The organism is Pseudoduganella sp. UC29_71, from assembly GCF_042693265.1.
Taxonomy (GTDB): domain Bacteria; phylum Pseudomonadota; class Gammaproteobacteria; order Burkholderiales; family Burkholderiaceae_D; genus Rugamonas.
On sequence record NZ_CP170549.1, the window covers coordinates 2,868,164 to 2,884,380 of the forward strand.

Here is a 16,217-nt window from a genome sequence, read left to right on the forward strand (position 1 = left end):
AGGCTGCGCCCGACAGCTCGACCGAAGAAGCCGGCCAGGCAGTGTGCAATCATGTTCATGGCGGCTCCTCCCTGGCCGCTGCCGCCTCGGTCGGTACCAGCTCGTCGATACGCAGCCGCCTGCCGTCCTGCGACACCAGCGCCGGCACGTGGGTGATGGCAAGGCGCCGCACCAGCAGGCCGCGCTGGTCGTAGTAGACCGGCACGCGCCAGCGCCGCATCAGCTCCAGGTAGGAGCCGCCCGTGAGCACCGGCTTGACCGCACCGGCGTACGTGCCGAGCAAGTTGGCCGCCAATGCCACTTGGCGCACGTCACGGGCGTCGAAAAACAGCAAACGGCGCGTCAGAGGCACAATGTCGAGCGGATTGGCACGCGTGCCGGCCGGGAACAGCAGCTTGCCCGACGCGTCGACGATGTTGCGCTCGAGCGCATAGCTCGGATCGTAGTGGAAGGTGCGCGCTGTGCGCGCCACCGGCAGACCCAGCGGCGCTGGGCGCAGCACGCCCTGCCGGGCACGCTCGACGGCGTGGCCGCGCAGCTGCGCCAGTTCGCCGTTCGCCTCCTTTTCCCGCAGGCGGCGTTCGATCATTGCCAGCAGGTCTTCCTCGGCGATGCGATACACCGGTCCGATCGCGCCCAACGATGCGGCCTGCGCGCCCGGGCCCGCCACTGCCGCCCCAGCCGCCCAAGCTGACAGTCCCGCCCGCATCCACCATCCCTTATACCGCCTCGTCATCGCTCGCTCCTCAGAACAGCGGCCGCACCACGGCCAGCACATCGCGCTCGGCCACCAGCCCGCACAGGCGGTAGCGCGAATCGAAGCTGTCGGCATCCATGCCCTGCATGTACAGGTAGCCGGCCGGGATCACCGTGGCGGCAATCGGTTCGAGCGCCACGCGCGACACGACGGCGTAGCGCTTGGCCAGCCCGGCGTCGACGCCATTGACTAGCACTGCGCGTCCGCGCACCTCGACGCGATCCCCGGCCACGCCGGCGACCCGCTTGAAGAAGGGCTGCCCGCGCAGGCCCGGCACGTGGCGCACGGCCTCGCCCCGGAACGAGAAGATCACGTAGTCACCCCGCGCCACGCCGCGCGCGCGGTAGTCCACCACCGCCACCAGGTACGGTAGGCTGCGCGTGACATTGAACAGGATGGGCAGGCGGGGGACGGGATCGACCAACACCCGCACGCAGGCCAGCAGCCACACCGCCGCTAGCAGCGCGTAGCACGGCCAGTTAGCGCGCATCCTGCGCAGGTGGTACGCCAGGCGCGCCATCATGGCCGCACCCGCTGCCGCAGAAGCGGCGTCAGGTCGGCCACGCCGGCCGGCAGTGCCGCGATGGCCGAGCGGTCCACCACCAGGCAGGCGCAGTCGCGCTGCAGTTCGGCCAGGCGGGCCGGATAGGCGGCGACAAACCGGTCCGCGGCGGCCAGCGCCTTGTCGCGCGCCGGCGCGTCGGTGCTGGACGAAATGGCCCGCAAGTGGCGCGTCTGCTCTTCCCGGTATACTTGCCAGGCGTCGACCACGCCGACCACGGGGATGGGCTTGACCAGCCATTGGTGGTAGCCGGCCAGCGCGGCCGCGTTGATCAGCACGGCGGCCAGCACGCCTACCAGCACCGGTTTCATGCGTGCCCCCGTTCGGCCAGGATGCGCGTGATCGCCTCGTCGATGCTGTAGCCCTGCGCGCGCAAGGCGTCGATCGGCTTGTTGTCCTCCAGCTTGTTGGAGAACAGCAGGTGGGTGGCGGGGTCCAGAACCAGGCGCGCCACGCCCTCGCCGACCGGCGACGAGACGTACATTTCCGCGTAGGCGCCGGCCTCGGTGCGCAGGGAGTTCAGCAGGCGTTTCTTGGCCGCGTCCATCAGCAAGCGCCCCTTGCGGTCCAGCAACTCAATCGACTCGGGTTTCTGGCGCAGCAGGAACACCCAGTCCGAGCAGTCGAACGCAGCTTCCATCTGCGCCGAGCCGTAATAGTCGTCCGCGCCCTGGGTGGCGGTGACCAGCGCGCCGCCGTACTTGCGCGCCCGGCGCGCCGCCTCCTCGACCACGGCAGCTTTCAGCGGATCGTCGCTGCCGATCTCGCCCAGCTGCTGCTTGAGTTCATCCATGATGAGCAGCTTCTTGCGGTTGCGCGTCAAATACATTTCCCCCGTGATCTGGTACATCATGAGGATGTTGACCACGGCGTGCAGGTCGGGGCGGCGCTTCAATTCCTCGTTCTCGATCACGACGAAGTCGTTGGTAAAATCGACGTTGTTCCTGCCCTCGAAGAAGCGGGCGTACTGGCCATCCTTCGAATAGGGATTGAGCATGATGGCCAAGTCGCGGATGCGCTGATCGTCGCGAATGCCCAGGTCGGGGATCGCGCCGCTCTTGAACGCGTCGCGCATGGCCGTCATCGTCATGTCGCGCCCATATTTTTGCCACTGGCGCAGCAGCACCGCCGAGATCGCCTTGTACTGCACCTCCTCCAGCCGGCTTTGCATCGAGCACATCTTGGCGATCGCCGGCACCAGCATGTCCATGTCGTCGCAGATGTCGTTGATGGCCGAGAAGGGATTGAGGTTGATGTCGCTGTGCGCGGTGAACTCGATATAGGCGCCGTCGGCCTTGCGGCACAGTTTTTCAAACGAGCGGCCCAGGTCCATCATCCAGACCTTGGCGCCCACCGAGCGGTACGACCACGCCAGTTCGTTAAGGAAGACCGATTTGCCCGATCCGGGCGCGCCCACCACGGCGGCGTTGAAGTTGCCCAGGTCGTTGTCGAACAGGTCGAGCGTGGTCACCTGGCCGCGCCGCCCGGCCAGCACCAGCGTCGGCGTGCTGGTGCCGCGCCATTCGGCGATCAAGGGGGCCAGGTGGATCGCGTTGGCCGTGGTCTTGCGCGTCACGCGGCGCATCTTGCGCAGGTCGCCGTGAAAAGCCGGCGAGAGTGTCATCGGCAGGCTGGCCAGGAGCGCCTGGCGCTGCTTGAAGACATCGGCGTTCAGTTCAAATCCGCTGGCGCGCCAGATCGCCCGTGCTGTCTCGCACGCCTGCGGCGCGTCCTCCGGCGAAGTAAAGATGGCCAGCTGGTGGTACATCGACACCAGGCGCCCGCCCGCGTCCGCCGCGTTGGCGGCCGCCTTCCAGTCCTCCCGTTTTTGCTCGACGTCGGGCATGATATCGGCCAGCTTGCTGCTGGCGTTCTGGTTGGCGCGGAAATGGTTGGTGGCAATGGCGCTGCGCGTCTCGGCGTGGTCGAGGATATGTACCCCCATGGTCAGCAGGAACGGTGCGCTGTACTGCAGTGGGGGCTGCATCAGGTCGCCGATCAGGCTGCCCATGCGCCACAGCGCAAAGCGCTGCGGGAACGATTTGATCGACAGAAAGCGCGCTTCCAGCGGCGTACCGCCGGCCAGCTTGGACAGGCGCAGCCCTTCCGGCCCGGCATCCTGGATGGTGTCGAAGTCGACGATCTGGTCGCGGATCTCGCGCCCCTCGTCGTAGTGCAGCTGCGGCAGATCGGTGCGCGCCATGCGGTCCGGGTTGGTGAACTGCGCGCACCAGTTGATCAAGCCGTCCGCGTCGCAATGCCGGTTCGGCAGCGAGGCCGAGGCCAGTGTCACCGACATCGAATCGCGCAGCGCGCACAGCGTGCCCAGGCGCCGCTCGTCCGCGCCGTGGCCCGGCAAGGTCACCGAGACTAGCAGCCGAAAGTCGCGCATGGTGAAATGATGGGCCGCGCTCAGCGAGCGCATGGTGCCGGCCAGCAGGTGCTGCACACGCTGGCGCGCCAGTGAGCGGTACAGGTTGCTGTTGCGCGCCGGGCGGCCGTAGCGGCTGCCCTGCTCGTATTGGTCGGCATCCTCCACCCGCAAGTTGGCGTACTCGCGCAGGATGTTGCGCACGTGGGGCGCGCCGAACAGGTGGAACTGGATGCCGGTGCCCACCGGGCAGTTGATGTACAGGCTCACCAGCACCTCGACCATGCGTTCGTCCGCGCCGCACTGCGGCAGCACCTCCAGCACGAAGCCGAGGCAGCCGTTGCGGTTGACGAACAGCTGCACGTCGGAGATGTAGGCGCCATAGGGCAGCCAGGACGCGAACTGCTCCGGCGGCGAGTCGTTGCCGGCACGTAGGCCGAGCCAGTCGAGGATGTGGCGCGGGCCGCGCTGGGCTGGCCCTTCTGCAGTCTCAAGCATGATGTCCTCCCTGGCTAACTATTGGCGCAGCGGCGCCGCGGCCGGCGGCGCGGCTGCGGCGGCGGCGCGCGCCACCTCGGCGCCGTCGCTGGCCGCCGTCGGCGTGGCGGCGGCTTCCATTTGGCCGGACGGCCGCGATGGCGGCGGACGCAGCGGCGCGTAGGCTTCGCGCGCGGCGCGCTGGGCGTGCGCCAGCTGCCATTGGCCGTCGTCGATGCGTACATAAACGTAGGACTGGTCGACCAGATCGCGGTCGCTGTCCTCCCAGGCCTTGATCCACAGCCGCAGCACCCGCACCGGCGAGCGCAGGGCAACCGGGTCCAGCCCCGGCGGCGCGGCAGTCTGCGGCGCTTCCGTCGCCAGCGGCCGGGCCAACGCGGCCTCATGGCGAGACGCGCCATCGACACTTGAGACAGAACGGCTGTGGTAGTTGGCGGACACGGAAGCGCAGTGCACGCCCTCCGGCGCCTTGCAGCTCAACTTGGGCGAGCCGTCCAGGCCCGACAGATTGCCGCAGCCGGCCAGCGCCAATGGTGACAGCAGGGCCAGCGCGCGCAGTTTGCGCGCCATGATCTTGCTACTGCCGATGTGTTCCATGTCCGCTCCTTGCCAGGCTGTCAGCCTGATCAATCCCGCCGGCGGCGCGCGCCAATCCGGCTTCGATGTCGTCGCTGCCCAACGCCCCGGCGATCCGCCTGCCGTCGGCGAACACCAGCGTGGGCGTCGCCTGCACGCCCAGCCGGGCCGCCAGCGCGAGATTGCGCTCCAGCGGGCTGGCACAGGGCTGCGCAGGGCCGGCTGGCATGGCGCCATCGGCCATGGCGCGCGCGTACGCCGCGTCGCGGTCCTGGGCGCACCAGATCGCCTCGGGCAGTTGGCGCCCCTGATAGGGCAACAGGTAGTGCAGGACGGTGACGTCGCGCAGGCGCCGCAAGGCGGCGTCGAGCTGGCGGCAGTAGGCGCAGGCCGGGTCGGTAAACACCAGCAGCCGCCGCGCACCGGTACCGCGCACCAGCGCAATGGCGTCTTCGACCGGTATTGTAGGCAGGTCCACTGCACCATCCGATGCGCTGCCATCGACCACAAGGGGCGTCTGCCTGGCTATGCCGCCGGCCTTGCGGGACGCCGTCACATCCTGCATCCGGCGGGTGTCGAACAGGTGGCCGAACACCAGGTAGCGCACATGCCCGCGACGCACATAGGCGACGTTCTCGCCCATCCACACTTCGTACAGGCCCGGAACCGGGGTCGGTGCCACGCGGTCGAAACGGGTCGCCGGATGGGCCTGACGCAGGCTGGCCAGCAACGCGTCCTCCGTCCGGCCTGCCATGGCTGGCTGCAGCGCCGCCGCCAGCACCAGCGGCAGCCACTTAATCCGTACTGTCATCGCGCGCCTCCTTGCCCAGCCGTGGCAGCCGAATGCCTTTGGTCAGCACAATGTCCACTTGCCGCTTGGCGAACACTTCAATGACCGGGAAGGTCTCCTCGGCCAGCTTGATGTAGTAGTTCGCCAGGTTGTCCAGCGCGCGGCCGACGCCGCCCGCGACGCCACGCCGGATGCGCTCATCCATGCCCTCGGGCCCGGTGGTGAGCGTGCCGAACGGCGTTGCCGAGTAGGTCGCGCCGCCTTGGGCGAAGCCTTGGCCGATGCCGCTGACGATGCCAGCGCGTAGCGCGTTGGCCAGCATCTGGCCCTGCATGGTAACCAGGCGCCCGCGCAAGCCCAGCATGCCGTCCTCGCCGTGGACGTTGCCGTCGATCTTCACCTCCAGGGTGCGGCCGTCGCGGCGCACGCAGGACAGGTTCACCGTGCGCAGATAGGCGCGCGAGGCGCTGATGCTGCCGTAGCCGGAGGCGATGACAAAGCATTCCTTCACTTCGCCGCGATAGTGGTTCGGCAGCACGGCGTTGTCCAGCAGCCGGATCAGCACCGGCAGCGGGTTGGCCTGCGCCTGGCCGCCGGTCGGTGCGGCAATGCCGCTCAAGGTTTCGCCGCGAATGAAGCCGACCGGTAAATAGCTCTCCAGTACGCCGCCTTCCTCCTCCCGCTCCCCTTGCGCATCCTGTGTATCGGCCTCGCCGCTTGGCGCCCTCCCGGCGGTGGTGGCCGGCACGGCCAGACTGACACGGACCAGTACCGGCGGCGGTTCAGCCAGCGCTGCTTGGGCGCTCGGCCCCATGCCGGGGCCAACGACGGGCGCCACCGGTGAGCCTGGCGGGAATCCCGGCATATCCGGCGGCGGCATGGCTGAGCGCGGGGATGCGGCCGACACGGCAGCGGGTGCAGGCACCGGGGATGCCGCAGCGGGCGTCGGCACCTGCGGCGTTGCCACCGCCGGCCCAGGCGAGCCGCCCGGGCCTTGCTCCTGCTGGCGCCGTTCCAGTTCGGCCAGGCGCTGCATCAGCGATTGTTCCCCCGCCTTGCGGTCGAGATTGAACCGGTCCTGCGCATCCTTGTCCACCTTGTATTGCGCCAAGGTCTTGCCGGCCGTGCCCACCCACTGGTCGAGCGGGTCGACACGCAGCGGTGTGACGCCCTCCTGTTCGGGCTTGACCACCACTTTCTCCTTGGCGCGGTCCGCGCGCGGCGCCGCCTTGGCCTTGTCACTGCCGGCGAGCGTCAGCACCAGCCAGAGTGTCCCGATCCCGCCGGCCAGGATGCCGGCCGCCATCAGATACTGCCGCTGCCGGGTACTCAGACGGCCGGTTGCGGTACGCCATTTTTCACGGAGGCTCATGGCGTGCCCTCCTGTGCGCGGATCACATGCACCAAGGTGACGGCGCCCGGCGGCAGGTTGTGCCGCTCGATGGCGACCGCCAGCACGCCGTCTTGATCGAATTCCTGCTCGGCCAGCACCATGGGCGCCGCGCTGGTGTTGCGCAGCCGGTAGGTCTCGCCCAGCAGCGCACGCGCCTCGTGGCGCCGAATCAGCCTGAACTCGGCCTCCCGCCACAACGCTTGCATCACATCCAGCTGCTGGGCGCGCACGCCGTCCGCCAGCCGCCCTTGCGTCATCGACATCAACATCGATTTCAACGCGCGCACGTGGCTGGTGGCCTGCGGCCGTGCGGCCTTGGCAGCGGGCTCGCTTACTTCGCTGCGCCGGTCGCGCAAAACGAGGCTGTCGGCCGGCATCTGGGCGGGGCGCAGCAGCAGCGTGTAGGTCGCGCGCGGCGACGACACAAACAGGCTGATCGGGCGGGTCTGGCCGGCATGGCCGGTTGCGGCCGGGCGCACATAGATTTCGCCCTTGTCCAGGTCGCAGTTGAGGATGACGTCGCCGCGCGGATTGACGGCGGGCGCGGCCAAGGGCGACGTGGCCAGCGGCGCGTTGCCTGCCGGCGACGCAGTATCGCAGTTGCTGGTGGAATGGATGTTGCCCACCACGTTGACAATACGTTGCCCTTCCAGCCGGACGCGGGTCGGCGCATCGGCGGCGATCGCCGCCTCCATGGTCTCGCCATCGCGCACCTCGCGCGGCTGCGCGGCATAAGCGCCACCCGCCCAGCATGCCAGTGCGAGCAGCATGGCTGGATGCTTACTGTTCATTGCCAACCCCCTTGAATGTTTTCAGATGGGTGCGCCCGCCGCGAAACTGGAAACTAGCCCGAAAGCGCTTTTGCAGCAGCGACGTCTCCTGCCCGTTGATGAGGGTGCGCAGCCGTCCTGTCATGAGCACCGTCTGCGTCTCCTCGTCGGGTTCAAGTTGCTGCAGCTGGAAGTAGGTGGAGCCGTTGATCTTGCGCAGGCGTTCGGCTTCCAGCTCCATCTGCAGCTTGAGCGCCTCATAGTCTTCCGGCGCCACGAAGCTCAACAGGGCATCCTTTTTCCAGCCGGCCGACGCGGGCGTCAGGTCCAGCATCAGCCAGGCGACATAGCCACCCATTTGCTCCAGGTAGGCGCTGCCGACCCGCTCGCCTGACACCCAGAACGATTTGGTCACGTGCGGCGGCGTCACCACCACGCGCTGCGCGCCCACCAGCGAATACGTGATCAGGAGCGTGACCAAGAGGCACAGGCACAGCACGCCCAAGGCAAGGCGATGGGCGCGGATACGCGCGCGCAGGTCCCGCAGATCGTCCTGGTAGCGGGTGTTGTCCATGTTCCCTCCTTAGCCCACCATGCGCCGGATGTGCGACGGCGGCGTGGCGCGCATCGAGCTCACGGGATTGGTGGGCAAATACCAATACAGCCAGTGCAAGGCATAGGCGGCATGCTTGTCGGCCTTGGTGCGCGCCATCAGACGGGCAAAATACAGGCCGATGGCGCTGGCCACGGCAAAGCCCCACAGCGTGTTGGCCAAGTAGCCAACGAACAGCATGAACAGGACGGGCGCCGCCACATCGACGTCCCATAATCCGATCTTCCATTGATCGTCCAACCGGCGTGGAATGTAGGTATCGGCAAGCATCCCGTCCTCCCTGCCCTACTAGATCACCGCGCCCATGATGGCGCCTGCAATCACGAGACCGACCGCGGCAAAGATGGCCAGACCGATATAGAACAGCACCGGTCCGAAGTTGCGCAGCGCCGCCAGCGAGATCAGCGCCACCACGAAGCCGATGAAGCCGACCATCGCCTTGATACCCGGCGCCAGATCGGCCATCTGCGCCAGCGCGGACACCAGTGGGCCGGTCAGGCCGGAAAACGCGACCAGATCGATCGCCTGACCTGGAGCGGCTACCAGCAGCCCCAGCAGCATCAGCGCCATCAATGCGACGGCACTCAGGCCTTTGCGCGGCAGGCGCCAGGATGTGGGCAGCGGTGCCCACGAACTCAACGTACTCATTCAGTCCTCCTTGAAATTCACATTCGACACGCTCTTTGATGCGGCGCCATGCGCGTCTCTTGGCAGCCGGTTAGGCGCAGGCGGTCCCCGCACCATGGCCCAGCGGCGCTGACGCCCGCGCGGGAAACGCCTGCCGCGAGATCGCGTCGACGGCCGGCGCGGCACGTTCGGACGCTTCGTATGCAATGCATGTGCGACGCTCATGGCTGGCTCTCCAGGAAGGAATGCCATGTGACTTCGGCGCGCCGGTTGGCCTGGCGGCCAATGCTGGTGAGATTGTCCCCCCACGTAGCAGCACGCGCCGCGCCCTTCCCACGACAGGCGCCCGGGCGCCACACCCAACTGGTCACGCAAATGGTCGGCGACGACGCGCGCCCGCGCCCACGCGAGACGGTGATTGACCGCATCGTTTCCCGTACTGTCCGTGCACCCGGCGATCGCGATCCGTCCGGTACCGTGCATCGCCCCGGACAGCTGGGACAACGCCCTCGCCTCGCCGGGACCAAGCGCAGCGGAGCCGCTCGGGAACTGGATCACCAGCGTGTCGGGCACGGCTTCGGGCGTCCCCGTGAAAGATGCTCTCGCCTCGGTGTCAGTGTGGGCTGCAGGATCTGTAGCCTCGGATGGCGTCTTGGGCGTCACCGATGGGCATGCCGGTTCAAGACAGAGTGCGAAATAGCGGACATGGCCCTGATTGAACTGTGCGATGCGAAAATGCGTCGCCGGATGGTCCGCGCGCGCCGGCATTGTGTCGGTACGCGTCGCCGCGCCTGCGCAGCCTGCAAGCAGCATCGGCCCGCTCGCCGAGACGGCGGCGATCACCGCCATCAACGCAGTGCGGCGCGTCATCGCGCGCTCACAGAGGAAACGGTGGCGGAGCTTGCCAGCCGGGCGGCATCGCCGCTCACCGGCGCTGTTCGCCGCACCAGCGACCGGTACACGCGCCATGCATAGCGCATGCGCACGCGCAGGCATTGCTCTGCGGTCATGGTGACGCACGAGGCATTGTAGGCACCAACGGCTTCCCATGTGCGCCCATAGCGCCCCATCTTCTCAGCGAGAATACGCGCACCAGCGTCAATGTTGGTGCAGGGATCGAACAGCGCGCGCTGGGTAACGCCCAAGTTACGCAATATGCGTGCATCGGAATTGACCTGCATGTAGCCGATGTCGACCGTGCCGGTGCGCTGAAAATGACTCTTGTTGACGGCGGCCGGGTTCATGCCGGATTCGACGTCGGCCATCGCCTGCAGCAAGACGACAGGCACGTTGCGTTGCCGCGCTGCTTGTTCCCAGCAGGCATTCGCCAGTCCCGGCATGACAAGCAGCGGCAATATGGAATGAATGAGGGTGCGCATCTTCACCTCGCGGCATAGCCCGACATGGAATCAGCCCCGCACTCTCGCGAGGAACCAGGTGGCTTCGGGTATGCCGGCGTTAGCCGGGCGCGGTGAACAGCAAGGTGCGCGCCGTTGCGGCGCGGGACACGTCAGGTGGAATATGGTGCAGCGCGCAGGGCGATGTTGCGGCGCGCCTGTTCGAATAGCTTTTCCTTCGCTCCTTTTTCTTCCATCGCCAGTGCAACGCACGCAGTGGTAAAGTGGTCCAGCTTAAACTGCGGATGAGGATGACGGTTCTGCTCGGACTTCTGGAGCGCCAGCAGCAGCCGGTATTGGGTACGCCACATGTCTTCCTGCCGGCGTGCCGTTTCTTGGTCACGTAGTACCAGCCGCGTGTGCAGGAAGGCGAAGATGCGTTGCTCGGGCATCGGCGCTTTGAACACCAGCGACACGCAGGCGCTGATCAGGTCCGGATAGCGCAGCTTGGGCGAACGGTTGGCGGCATCGTTAAACAACGCCTCCAGCCAGGTGAATTCGTCCAGCCAGACGCGCGTACCCACAGTGTCGCCACTGCGCGCATTCGCAGGCATGGCCAGCGGATCACATGGCCCCAGCCGCAGCGTGTGGTCGATTGAAACGTAGGCGGTAGTCATGGTGTGCACCTCCCGATGAATACTTGCATTGGGACTTGATGCGATAATCGTATCGGCTCCGCGCTAAGTCGACACCTTGGAATGGAAGGAATTTGGCCCTCATTTTGAGTTCGGCCTAGTCGGTGGATGTTTCACTCTTTGCGACCTCTGCTAGTTTACGTTCGGGGTCCGGGCCTTGCGCGGTGCTCGATGTACTTGATGTACTCGAGATGTCCGACGATCGTGTACTTGACCGATTGAGCGAGATGGTCCTGCTGGATAGCGATAGCGTGCCAGTACTGCTCGGGGTTGTTGTGCTTGAGATGCTGGATGGGCTGGGCACGCTTGTGCCCGGCAGATTACCTACCCAGTCGCGGTCCATCGGCAGCATGTCAGCTATACCCTCGAAAAATTCATAGTCGCCGACTACCCAGGCGTGGTCGCTATAGCGGCGACCGTCGTCGAGTGTTTTCCAGGTTGGCGCTATATCCATGTTGTAAGTGCAGGTAAATCCGACTTTGGGCAGCCCCACCAATAGGGCCTTGTCGTATGCACATGCGAAGACTCGGCGCCCGCTTAGTCCGGCTAGTTCAGCCCTCTCTTTTGCTATTTTTTGCTGTCTGAGATCACTCAACTTCTCTGTCAAGGCAAAGGAGCTCAGCATATTCTTATGCTGTTCAAGCGGGGGGAGCATACCGGCAAAGAAAGTGGATTGAATCGCCTGTGCCGCGGGCTCGGTGTCGTCGAGATTGAAGTCGCCGCACATGACGTGCAACACGGATGTCGTATCCACCTCCCGTGCGGCCCGCACGCGCTTGCCCTGGGTCGCATACCAGCCACAAGACTCGGGAAGATGGCTAGGCGCGGGAGCATGGGCAGCGTGTACGACCGCTTGGTGAGTACCGTTGGTCAGCGAAAACTGATACATGGGACGATACTTGTCACCCGTGCCATGCTTGACGATGTCGCCATGAAGTGTCCAACTTTTGCGCACGCAAACGGCGATCGTTTCGCCCTGCGCATCGTCTGCCGCGATGAATTTCCATTCCGGGTCAAGGTAGACTTCCGCGAGTATCTTGTTGAGAGACTCAAGTACCTGCAAGCCATACTCTACCTCATCTGTGTCCACCATGGCAACTGAACTGGGCGAGGTCACGGTGGAGTTGCTGCTGGTGACTGTATCCGGATTCATTACTTTCATGAAGTTCATGAGTTTGGCCGCGCAATCTTTCACGTCATTGGAGAATAACATGGCGTGAAAATCGTATAGCACGGCTCCAGTACTTGATGCAGGAGGAAGCTTCTCGCCAAGTCCCTTCCCCTCGGTTCTCAGCTCCGTCAATCTCTGCTTATAGAACGACGCCAGATCATCTTTCAGCATTTCCCTGGCCTCGCTTATACGGCACGGTTTCTCATTAATGTAAAAATCTTCGAGATAATAATGGCGCTCCCTCTCAATTTTCTCATCCAACCGCACGAGATAGTCTTCTAACTTCGCCTGGACCGCGCCGAAGCGACTGCCTTCCGCAATACCAATCAGGACCTCAAGCGCCATCCGGTTGTTCGCAGTTGTCGGATCAAAGGCCCCACCTCCTTTGTTGCTGGTCAGAATTTCCAACAGCACGGTGACATGCGCGTCGCAGGTGACGATGTGTCGCGCGAGGTCGGCGAGGTGCAACCACCTCAACCAATTTTTCTCCAGGTCGCCATCCATTCCCCCTCGGAGCGGACCTCTATCGCTGGAGGTCAATGACAGCTGATGTGCCCGCCACTTCTCATAACGCTCAGCGTTCGGTCCGTCAAACCGCTCCATATCAGGCAAAGGCTTCCAAATGCCGCCGATGCCGCCGCCAACGTCAATCACATTCCAGCACATGACGCGCAAATGGCTTTTTGCGACTTTGACAGTTGATGGCTCCCAACGACCTACGCCCTTTGCAGGAGACTGCGTTTGAAGCGAGAGGGGGCCTAAATCGCTGCTGGACGACTTGTACAGCCTATCCGGCGACTTGAGAGTGCTTGGGGTTGCCATTAGAGTTCCGTCGCTCGCATCGGATGGATCAAGAAAAATCAGGACAACGAAAATGCGGCCAGCGACGCGGCGGTTGGGCCATCCATTTCTCCGCTCGGTGGCAAGGCACGGTCGCGCTGAAATTGTGCGATGGCCAGCTTGGTTCCGGGGTTAAGCACGCCGCTGTGATCGCCGGTGTAGTAGCCAAGGTTCGCCAGTCTGGTCTGCCAGCCTTGCACCGTGGTGATCGGCGCGGCTTTACCAAGTGCAAACCGATGCGTCTCCCGCTGATTGCCGTACCCGAGTACGATTTCTGCGGTAACGGCGTCGGGCGGTATGCCGGCGTCAACAAAGCCATCCTCGTCCGTTAGCCCGCTGCGAACAGGGACCACTGCGCCGCTTTCGCTTTCCACGGTCAGGAGATAGGACAGGCCCGCGCGTGGCGAGTCGTCAAAGGACAGGAATCGGATACGCAAGCGCTCGGGCACGCCCAGGCGCCTTAGTGTCACATCGCTGCCGGCAGCGACTTCGGCCATGCGCGGGCGCCGTGCGGGGACGGTGAGCAAGTCCCCCGCCGCCAGGATATAAAGGCTCTCGCGGCTGTCGCGCAGCGCTGTATTGGCTTCATGCTCCCAAACTGTGGTGGGAAGCAGGCCATGCCGATAGGCCAACATCGAACCGCACTCGCCATCAACTATCTTATGCTGGACCGGCGCACCCAGATCGGCGGGCATCGCTGGCTTCCAGTCAGCCAGGATATCGCTGCGTGCTTCCTGAGGCGCCAGCTGGGCGAGCGACAATACCTGCCACGCGTCCTGGTCCAGCAACGGCAGACCGAGCTGATAAATGCCCGGATCCAGCCCATCGAAAAGGCAGACACCATCGGGTCCAGTGCGCGAACGCAGTTCGTGCCCATCCGGACTGCTTAGCACAGCGGCGATCCCATCCAAACCCTCAGCATCCTCGCCGATGATCCGTACCCGGATGCGGACGCGCACGAGCGGACACGGCTGAACCGCAGCCCCAGGTACCCGCGACTGCTGTCGTTGCGCGGCTTGATCTGCGTCGCCTAAAGTCATGCCTGCTCCGGGAAGGTAGGGTGGCTCATGCGACGATAGGGGGCGGGAGATGCAACTCCCTGCTCAACCAGGCTTCGGCATATTCAAGTTCCCTGGCGGCGTAGGCCTGCTGGGCCGTCCGGTCAAACAGCGCACGTTGCTGATCGCTTAGTTCTGCCATGGCGTTCCGGTGCTGGCATTGTCGAATCAGGAGATCCAGGCGATCTGAAGGACGATCAACTCCATGATCGACCAGGCAGGCGAGCATCCATCCCAATTGGGGATCGCTGTTGAACGACGAGCCATATGTCGCAGCCAGGTTAAGAAAGCGGCAGATATCGCGCTGGCTACGCAACTTATAGCTTGCAGCTAGTTGCATTACGGATTGCACCAGCGTGCGTTGTTGAGCTGACGACAAACTGGCCGTCAGCTGGGGGTAGTAGGTGTTCAAATGGTGGCAGAGCTCGTCGATCGCCTGCTCCTCGGACACCCGTCCCAGGGCCACCAGCTGTGTTTGGCGCACGATTAGCATGGAACCCCATCGGCGGCATCCGGATGCTGATCACGCCGTTCGGCCATATACGGCAGCAGCTGCTCATTCGCTTGGTTCGCGGCCAGCAGTTCGGCCAGGCAGGCGTGCAGAGCTGCGTCGCCTTGATCGTCTCCCACATGAAAGAAGCAATGCCCCGGGCGAGCGCCCATTAACCCAAATGCCAGGGCGCGGCCACCGCATTTCTCCAGAACGCGCCGGGAGCCGAGATTGTCGACATGCACGGTGCTAAATAAATGCCGAATTCCCTGGCGCAGGGCCACGAGGTACAAAAGTTCCATGGCCTGGGTACCAAACCCCTGGCCTTGAAAGTCGCTGCCTATCCAGAAATAGAACCGCGCAGCGCCCGCGTTGTGCATGATCTCCAGCAGCGGAACAAGAAGCGCGGCGACGCCAATCAGGCCACAGACGGGATGCATTATGGCCAGCACCGTTTGGTGCGCACGCGCATCGCCGATCCAAATTTCTGCAGCCGCAATACTGGACAGGCAATCAACTCCGGCGCGCCGTGCCAGTTCGGGATCACGTTGCAAGCGCCAGAGAGCGAGCGCGTGATGGCTACCAAACAGTGTCGCGCTGAGCGCGCAGGGAGACGCTGTGACAGCGGCACTACCCTCTGCCAGGCGGATGCGCTGGGAACCCAATAGTGCCCGGCACTGGGACGAAAGTTCAGCGAGCCGAAGCAGCCGGGATCGTGCAGGGCTTTGTTTTACATCGATGTATGGGACTGCGGCGGCACGATGCAGATATCGCGCCGCCGCGCGGTACGCCCCGCAGTGCAGGTAGGCGACGCCGAGATTGAACTGCAAGGCGCTACGCACCAGCGCTTCTTGTTCAAGCTGCAGCAACTGAAAAAACAGTCCGGCTGCATTGCGCCACAAGTTCATCTCGGCGGCGAGCACTGCCAGCGTGTGCAGTGTCGCTTCGCCTCTGCGTCGATGCTGCCCTGTGGCCTGAATCTGATTAAATACCGCGTGCCAAGCACACTGGGCCTGGCCATCTATCGTCGCCGTCTTGCCACGCAGCCCAGTCAGGGCTTGTGCAATAGCGGGCACCGACTCCGGCTCGTGGCGCAGGTGTAATAGCAGCATTTCGGGGTTCCGCAATGCCGCAAAATCGAACTCGACCATGAGTGATGTTCCGAGGCTATGGCATGTGCCAATATTGCAAAAGATTCTAGCAGAGCCTCTCACAAATATTCTCTCGAATACTCACATCCTGCGGCCAATAGTCGCGCCGAGGCGCCGCTTGCGGCAATGAGCCGTCAACTGTTGGGCACCGCGAATTACTGGAAAATCAGCGACGAGCATGCCGGCGACGGTATCCGGTGAGCCGTTGATGGAGTTCAACGGAGCATTCAACGCCCATTTGATGTATGCGTGGCTTGTTCCGGAAGGGCAGGTGGACTTCGGGCGTCAGAACGCCTCGAACTTGACCTCCTTCAGGTAGCAAAGGCGCTGCAAATTGTAAGCGGCGATCTTCCAGTTCAGGTGCAGCGTGGCACGGGCCAGCGCCTACACCGCGCTTGTCGGATGTGGCCCCAGCAGCAGCATTTTTGTCAGCCGCGCAATCTGAGCAGATTCTGCTGGGCACCACACGCGTGGAGCTCGCTCGCCGGTCCTAAGCAAAGATGATGCTCGGGGAATTA

Annotated in this window: 18 protein-coding genes; all 18 read right to left on the bottom strand. The window is 64.4% G+C overall.

Going from position 1 to position 16,217, the window contains the following annotated elements; all coding sequences use genetic code 11:
• Positions 1 to 55: 55 nt before the first annotated feature.
• The 18 genes from traW to ACFJI2_RS12590 all read right to left on the bottom strand — a co-directional run bounded on the left by traW (position 56) and on the right by ACFJI2_RS12590 (position 15,699).
• Positions 56 to 736, bottom strand: a complete 681-nt coding sequence (traW, locus tag ACFJI2_RS12505) for a type-F conjugative transfer system protein TraW (RefSeq protein ID WP_377705313.1) — start codon at positions 734 to 736, stop codon at positions 56 to 58.
• Positions 737 to 746: 10 nt separating this feature from the next.
• Positions 747 to 1,247, bottom strand: coding sequence for a conjugative transfer signal peptidase TraF (traF, locus tag ACFJI2_RS12510; RefSeq protein ID WP_377705314.1), 501 nt, complete (start codon positions 1,245 to 1,247; stop codon positions 747 to 749).
• Positions 1,248 to 1,276: 29 nt separating this feature from the next.
• The gene (locus ACFJI2_RS12515; protein WP_377705315.1) at positions 1,277 to 1,630 is read right to left on the bottom strand and encodes a hypothetical protein; all 354 of its coding nucleotides are present in this window, start codon (positions 1,628 to 1,630) and stop codon (positions 1,277 to 1,279) included.
• Positions 1,627 to 4,188, bottom strand: a complete 2,562-nt coding sequence (gene traC / locus ACFJI2_RS12520) for a type IV secretion system protein TraC (protein WP_377705316.1) — start codon at positions 4,186 to 4,188, stop codon at positions 1,627 to 1,629. Before traC ends, ACFJI2_RS12515 begins: the two co-directional genes overlap by 4 nt.
• A gap of 18 nt (positions 4,189 to 4,206) precedes the next feature.
• The gene (locus ACFJI2_RS12525) at positions 4,207 to 4,785 is read right to left on the bottom strand and encodes a TraV family lipoprotein (RefSeq protein ID WP_377705317.1); all 579 of its coding nucleotides are present in this window, start codon (positions 4,783 to 4,785) and stop codon (positions 4,207 to 4,209) included.
• On the bottom strand, positions 4,766 to 5,575 hold the full coding sequence (locus ACFJI2_RS12530; RefSeq protein WP_377705318.1) for a DsbC family protein: 810 nt from the start codon (positions 5,573 to 5,575) through the stop codon (positions 4,766 to 4,768). Before ACFJI2_RS12530 ends, ACFJI2_RS12525 begins: the two co-directional genes overlap by 20 nt.
• Positions 5,559 to 6,926, bottom strand: coding sequence for a TrbI/VirB10 family protein (locus ACFJI2_RS12535; protein ID WP_377705319.1), 1,368 nt, complete (start codon positions 6,924 to 6,926; stop codon positions 5,559 to 5,561). Before ACFJI2_RS12535 ends, ACFJI2_RS12530 begins: the two co-directional genes overlap by 17 nt.
• Positions 6,923 to 7,738, bottom strand: coding sequence for a type-F conjugative transfer system secretin TraK (locus ACFJI2_RS12540; protein ID WP_377705320.1), 816 nt, complete (start codon positions 7,736 to 7,738; stop codon positions 6,923 to 6,925). Before ACFJI2_RS12540 ends, ACFJI2_RS12535 begins: the two co-directional genes overlap by 4 nt.
• Positions 7,728 to 8,291 (bottom strand): type IV conjugative transfer system protein TraE, encoded by a 564-nt coding sequence (traE, locus tag ACFJI2_RS12545; protein WP_377705322.1) that lies wholly within the window; start codon positions 8,289 to 8,291, stop codon positions 7,728 to 7,730. Before traE ends, ACFJI2_RS12540 begins: the two co-directional genes overlap by 11 nt.
• Positions 8,292 to 8,300: 9 nt before the next feature.
• Positions 8,301 to 8,600, bottom strand: coding sequence for a type IV conjugative transfer system protein TraL (gene traL / locus ACFJI2_RS12550; RefSeq protein ID WP_377705323.1), 300 nt, complete (start codon positions 8,598 to 8,600; stop codon positions 8,301 to 8,303).
• An 18-nt stretch (positions 8,601 to 8,618) separates the two neighbouring features.
• Entirely contained in the window at positions 8,619 to 8,978 is a 360-nt protein-coding gene (locus ACFJI2_RS12555) for a hypothetical protein (RefSeq protein WP_377705324.1), read from the bottom strand.
• Positions 8,979 to 9,827 carry an OmpA family protein gene (locus ACFJI2_RS12560; RefSeq protein ID WP_377705325.1) on the bottom strand — a complete coding sequence of 283 codons (849 nt, stop codon included), beginning with the start codon at positions 9,825 to 9,827 and terminating at the stop codon, positions 8,979 to 8,981.
• Positions 9,824 to 10,336, bottom strand: coding sequence for a lytic transglycosylase domain-containing protein (locus ACFJI2_RS12565; RefSeq protein WP_377705326.1), 513 nt, complete (start codon positions 10,334 to 10,336; stop codon positions 9,824 to 9,826). The genes ACFJI2_RS12560 and ACFJI2_RS12565 overlap by 4 nt, the downstream gene beginning before the upstream one ends.
• A gap of 131 nt (positions 10,337 to 10,467) precedes the next feature.
• Positions 10,468 to 10,971 (bottom strand): hypothetical protein, encoded by a 504-nt coding sequence (locus ACFJI2_RS12570; protein ID WP_377705327.1) that lies wholly within the window; start codon positions 10,969 to 10,971, stop codon positions 10,468 to 10,470.
• Between the two features lie 115 nt (positions 10,972 to 11,086).
• Entirely contained in the window at positions 11,087 to 12,982 is a 1,896-nt protein-coding gene (locus ACFJI2_RS12575) for a hypothetical protein (RefSeq protein WP_377705328.1), read from the bottom strand.
• Between the two features lie 38 nt (positions 12,983 to 13,020).
• On the bottom strand, positions 13,021 to 14,040 hold the full coding sequence (locus ACFJI2_RS12580) for a peptidoglycan-binding protein (RefSeq protein WP_377705329.1): 1,020 nt from the start codon (positions 14,038 to 14,040) through the stop codon (positions 13,021 to 13,023).
• 25 nt (positions 14,041 to 14,065) lie between these two features.
• Entirely contained in the window at positions 14,066 to 14,551 is a 486-nt protein-coding gene (locus ACFJI2_RS12585; protein WP_377705330.1) for a hypothetical protein, read from the bottom strand.
• A complete protein-coding gene (locus tag ACFJI2_RS12590; RefSeq protein WP_377705331.1) occupies positions 14,545 to 15,699 on the bottom strand; it encodes a GNAT family N-acetyltransferase in 1,155 nt (384 codons plus the stop codon). The genes ACFJI2_RS12585 and ACFJI2_RS12590 overlap by 7 nt, the downstream gene beginning before the upstream one ends.
• Positions 15,700 to 16,217: the final 518 nt, after the last annotated feature.

Excerpts from the sequence above, each read along its gene's own strand:
- ACFJI2_RS12555 (WP_377705324.1), bottom strand. The coding sequence starts at position 8,978 with ATGAGTACGTTGAGTTCGTGGGCACCGCTGCCCACATCCTGGCGCCTG.
- ACFJI2_RS12515 (WP_377705315.1), bottom strand. The coding sequence starts at position 1,630 with ATGAAACCGGTGCTGGTAGGCGTGCTGGCCGCCGTGCTGATCAACGCG.
- ACFJI2_RS12525 (WP_377705317.1), bottom strand. The coding sequence starts at position 4,785 with ATGGAACACATCGGCAGTAGCAAGATCATGGCGCGCAAACTGCGCGCG.
- ACFJI2_RS12590 (WP_377705331.1), bottom strand. The coding sequence starts at position 15,699 with ATGGTCGAGTTCGATTTTGCGGCATTGCGGAACCCCGAAATGCTGCTA.
- traE (WP_377705322.1), bottom strand. The coding sequence starts at position 8,291 with ATGGACAACACCCGCTACCAGGACGATCTGCGGGACCTGCGCGCGCGT.
- ACFJI2_RS12530 (WP_377705318.1), bottom strand. The coding sequence starts at position 5,575 with ATGACAGTACGGATTAAGTGGCTGCCGCTGGTGCTGGCGGCGGCGCTG.
- ACFJI2_RS12560 (WP_377705325.1), bottom strand. The coding sequence starts at position 9,827 with ATGACGCGCCGCACTGCGTTGATGGCGGTGATCGCCGCCGTCTCGGCG.
- ACFJI2_RS12565 (WP_377705326.1), bottom strand. The coding sequence starts at position 10,336 with ATGCGCACCCTCATTCATTCCATATTGCCGCTGCTTGTCATGCCGGGA.
- ACFJI2_RS12585 (WP_377705330.1), bottom strand. The coding sequence starts at position 14,551 with ATGCTAATCGTGCGCCAAACACAGCTGGTGGCCCTGGGACGGGTGTCC.
- ACFJI2_RS12535 (WP_377705319.1), bottom strand. The coding sequence starts at position 6,926 with ATGAGCCTCCGTGAAAAATGGCGTACCGCAACCGGCCGTCTGAGTACC.
- traC (WP_377705316.1), bottom strand. The coding sequence starts at position 4,188 with ATGCTTGAGACTGCAGAAGGGCCAGCCCAGCGCGGCCCGCGCCACATC.
- ACFJI2_RS12580 (WP_377705329.1), bottom strand. The coding sequence starts at position 14,040 with ATGACTTTAGGCGACGCAGATCAAGCCGCGCAACGACAGCAGTCGCGG.
- ACFJI2_RS12540 (WP_377705320.1), bottom strand. The coding sequence starts at position 7,738 with ATGAACAGTAAGCATCCAGCCATGCTGCTCGCACTGGCATGCTGGGCG.
- traF (WP_377705314.1), bottom strand. The coding sequence starts at position 1,247 with ATGCGCGCTAACTGGCCGTGCTACGCGCTGCTAGCGGCGGTGTGGCTG.
- ACFJI2_RS12575 (WP_377705328.1), bottom strand. The coding sequence starts at position 12,982 with ATGGCAACCCCAAGCACTCTCAAGTCGCCGGATAGGCTGTACAAGTCG.
- ACFJI2_RS12570 (WP_377705327.1), bottom strand. The coding sequence starts at position 10,971 with ATGACTACCGCCTACGTTTCAATCGACCACACGCTGCGGCTGGGGCCA.
- traL (WP_377705323.1), bottom strand. The coding sequence starts at position 8,600 with ATGCTTGCCGATACCTACATTCCACGCCGGTTGGACGATCAATGGAAG.
- traW (WP_377705313.1), bottom strand. The coding sequence starts at position 736 with ATGACGAGGCGGTATAAGGGATGGTGGATGCGGGCGGGACTGTCAGCT.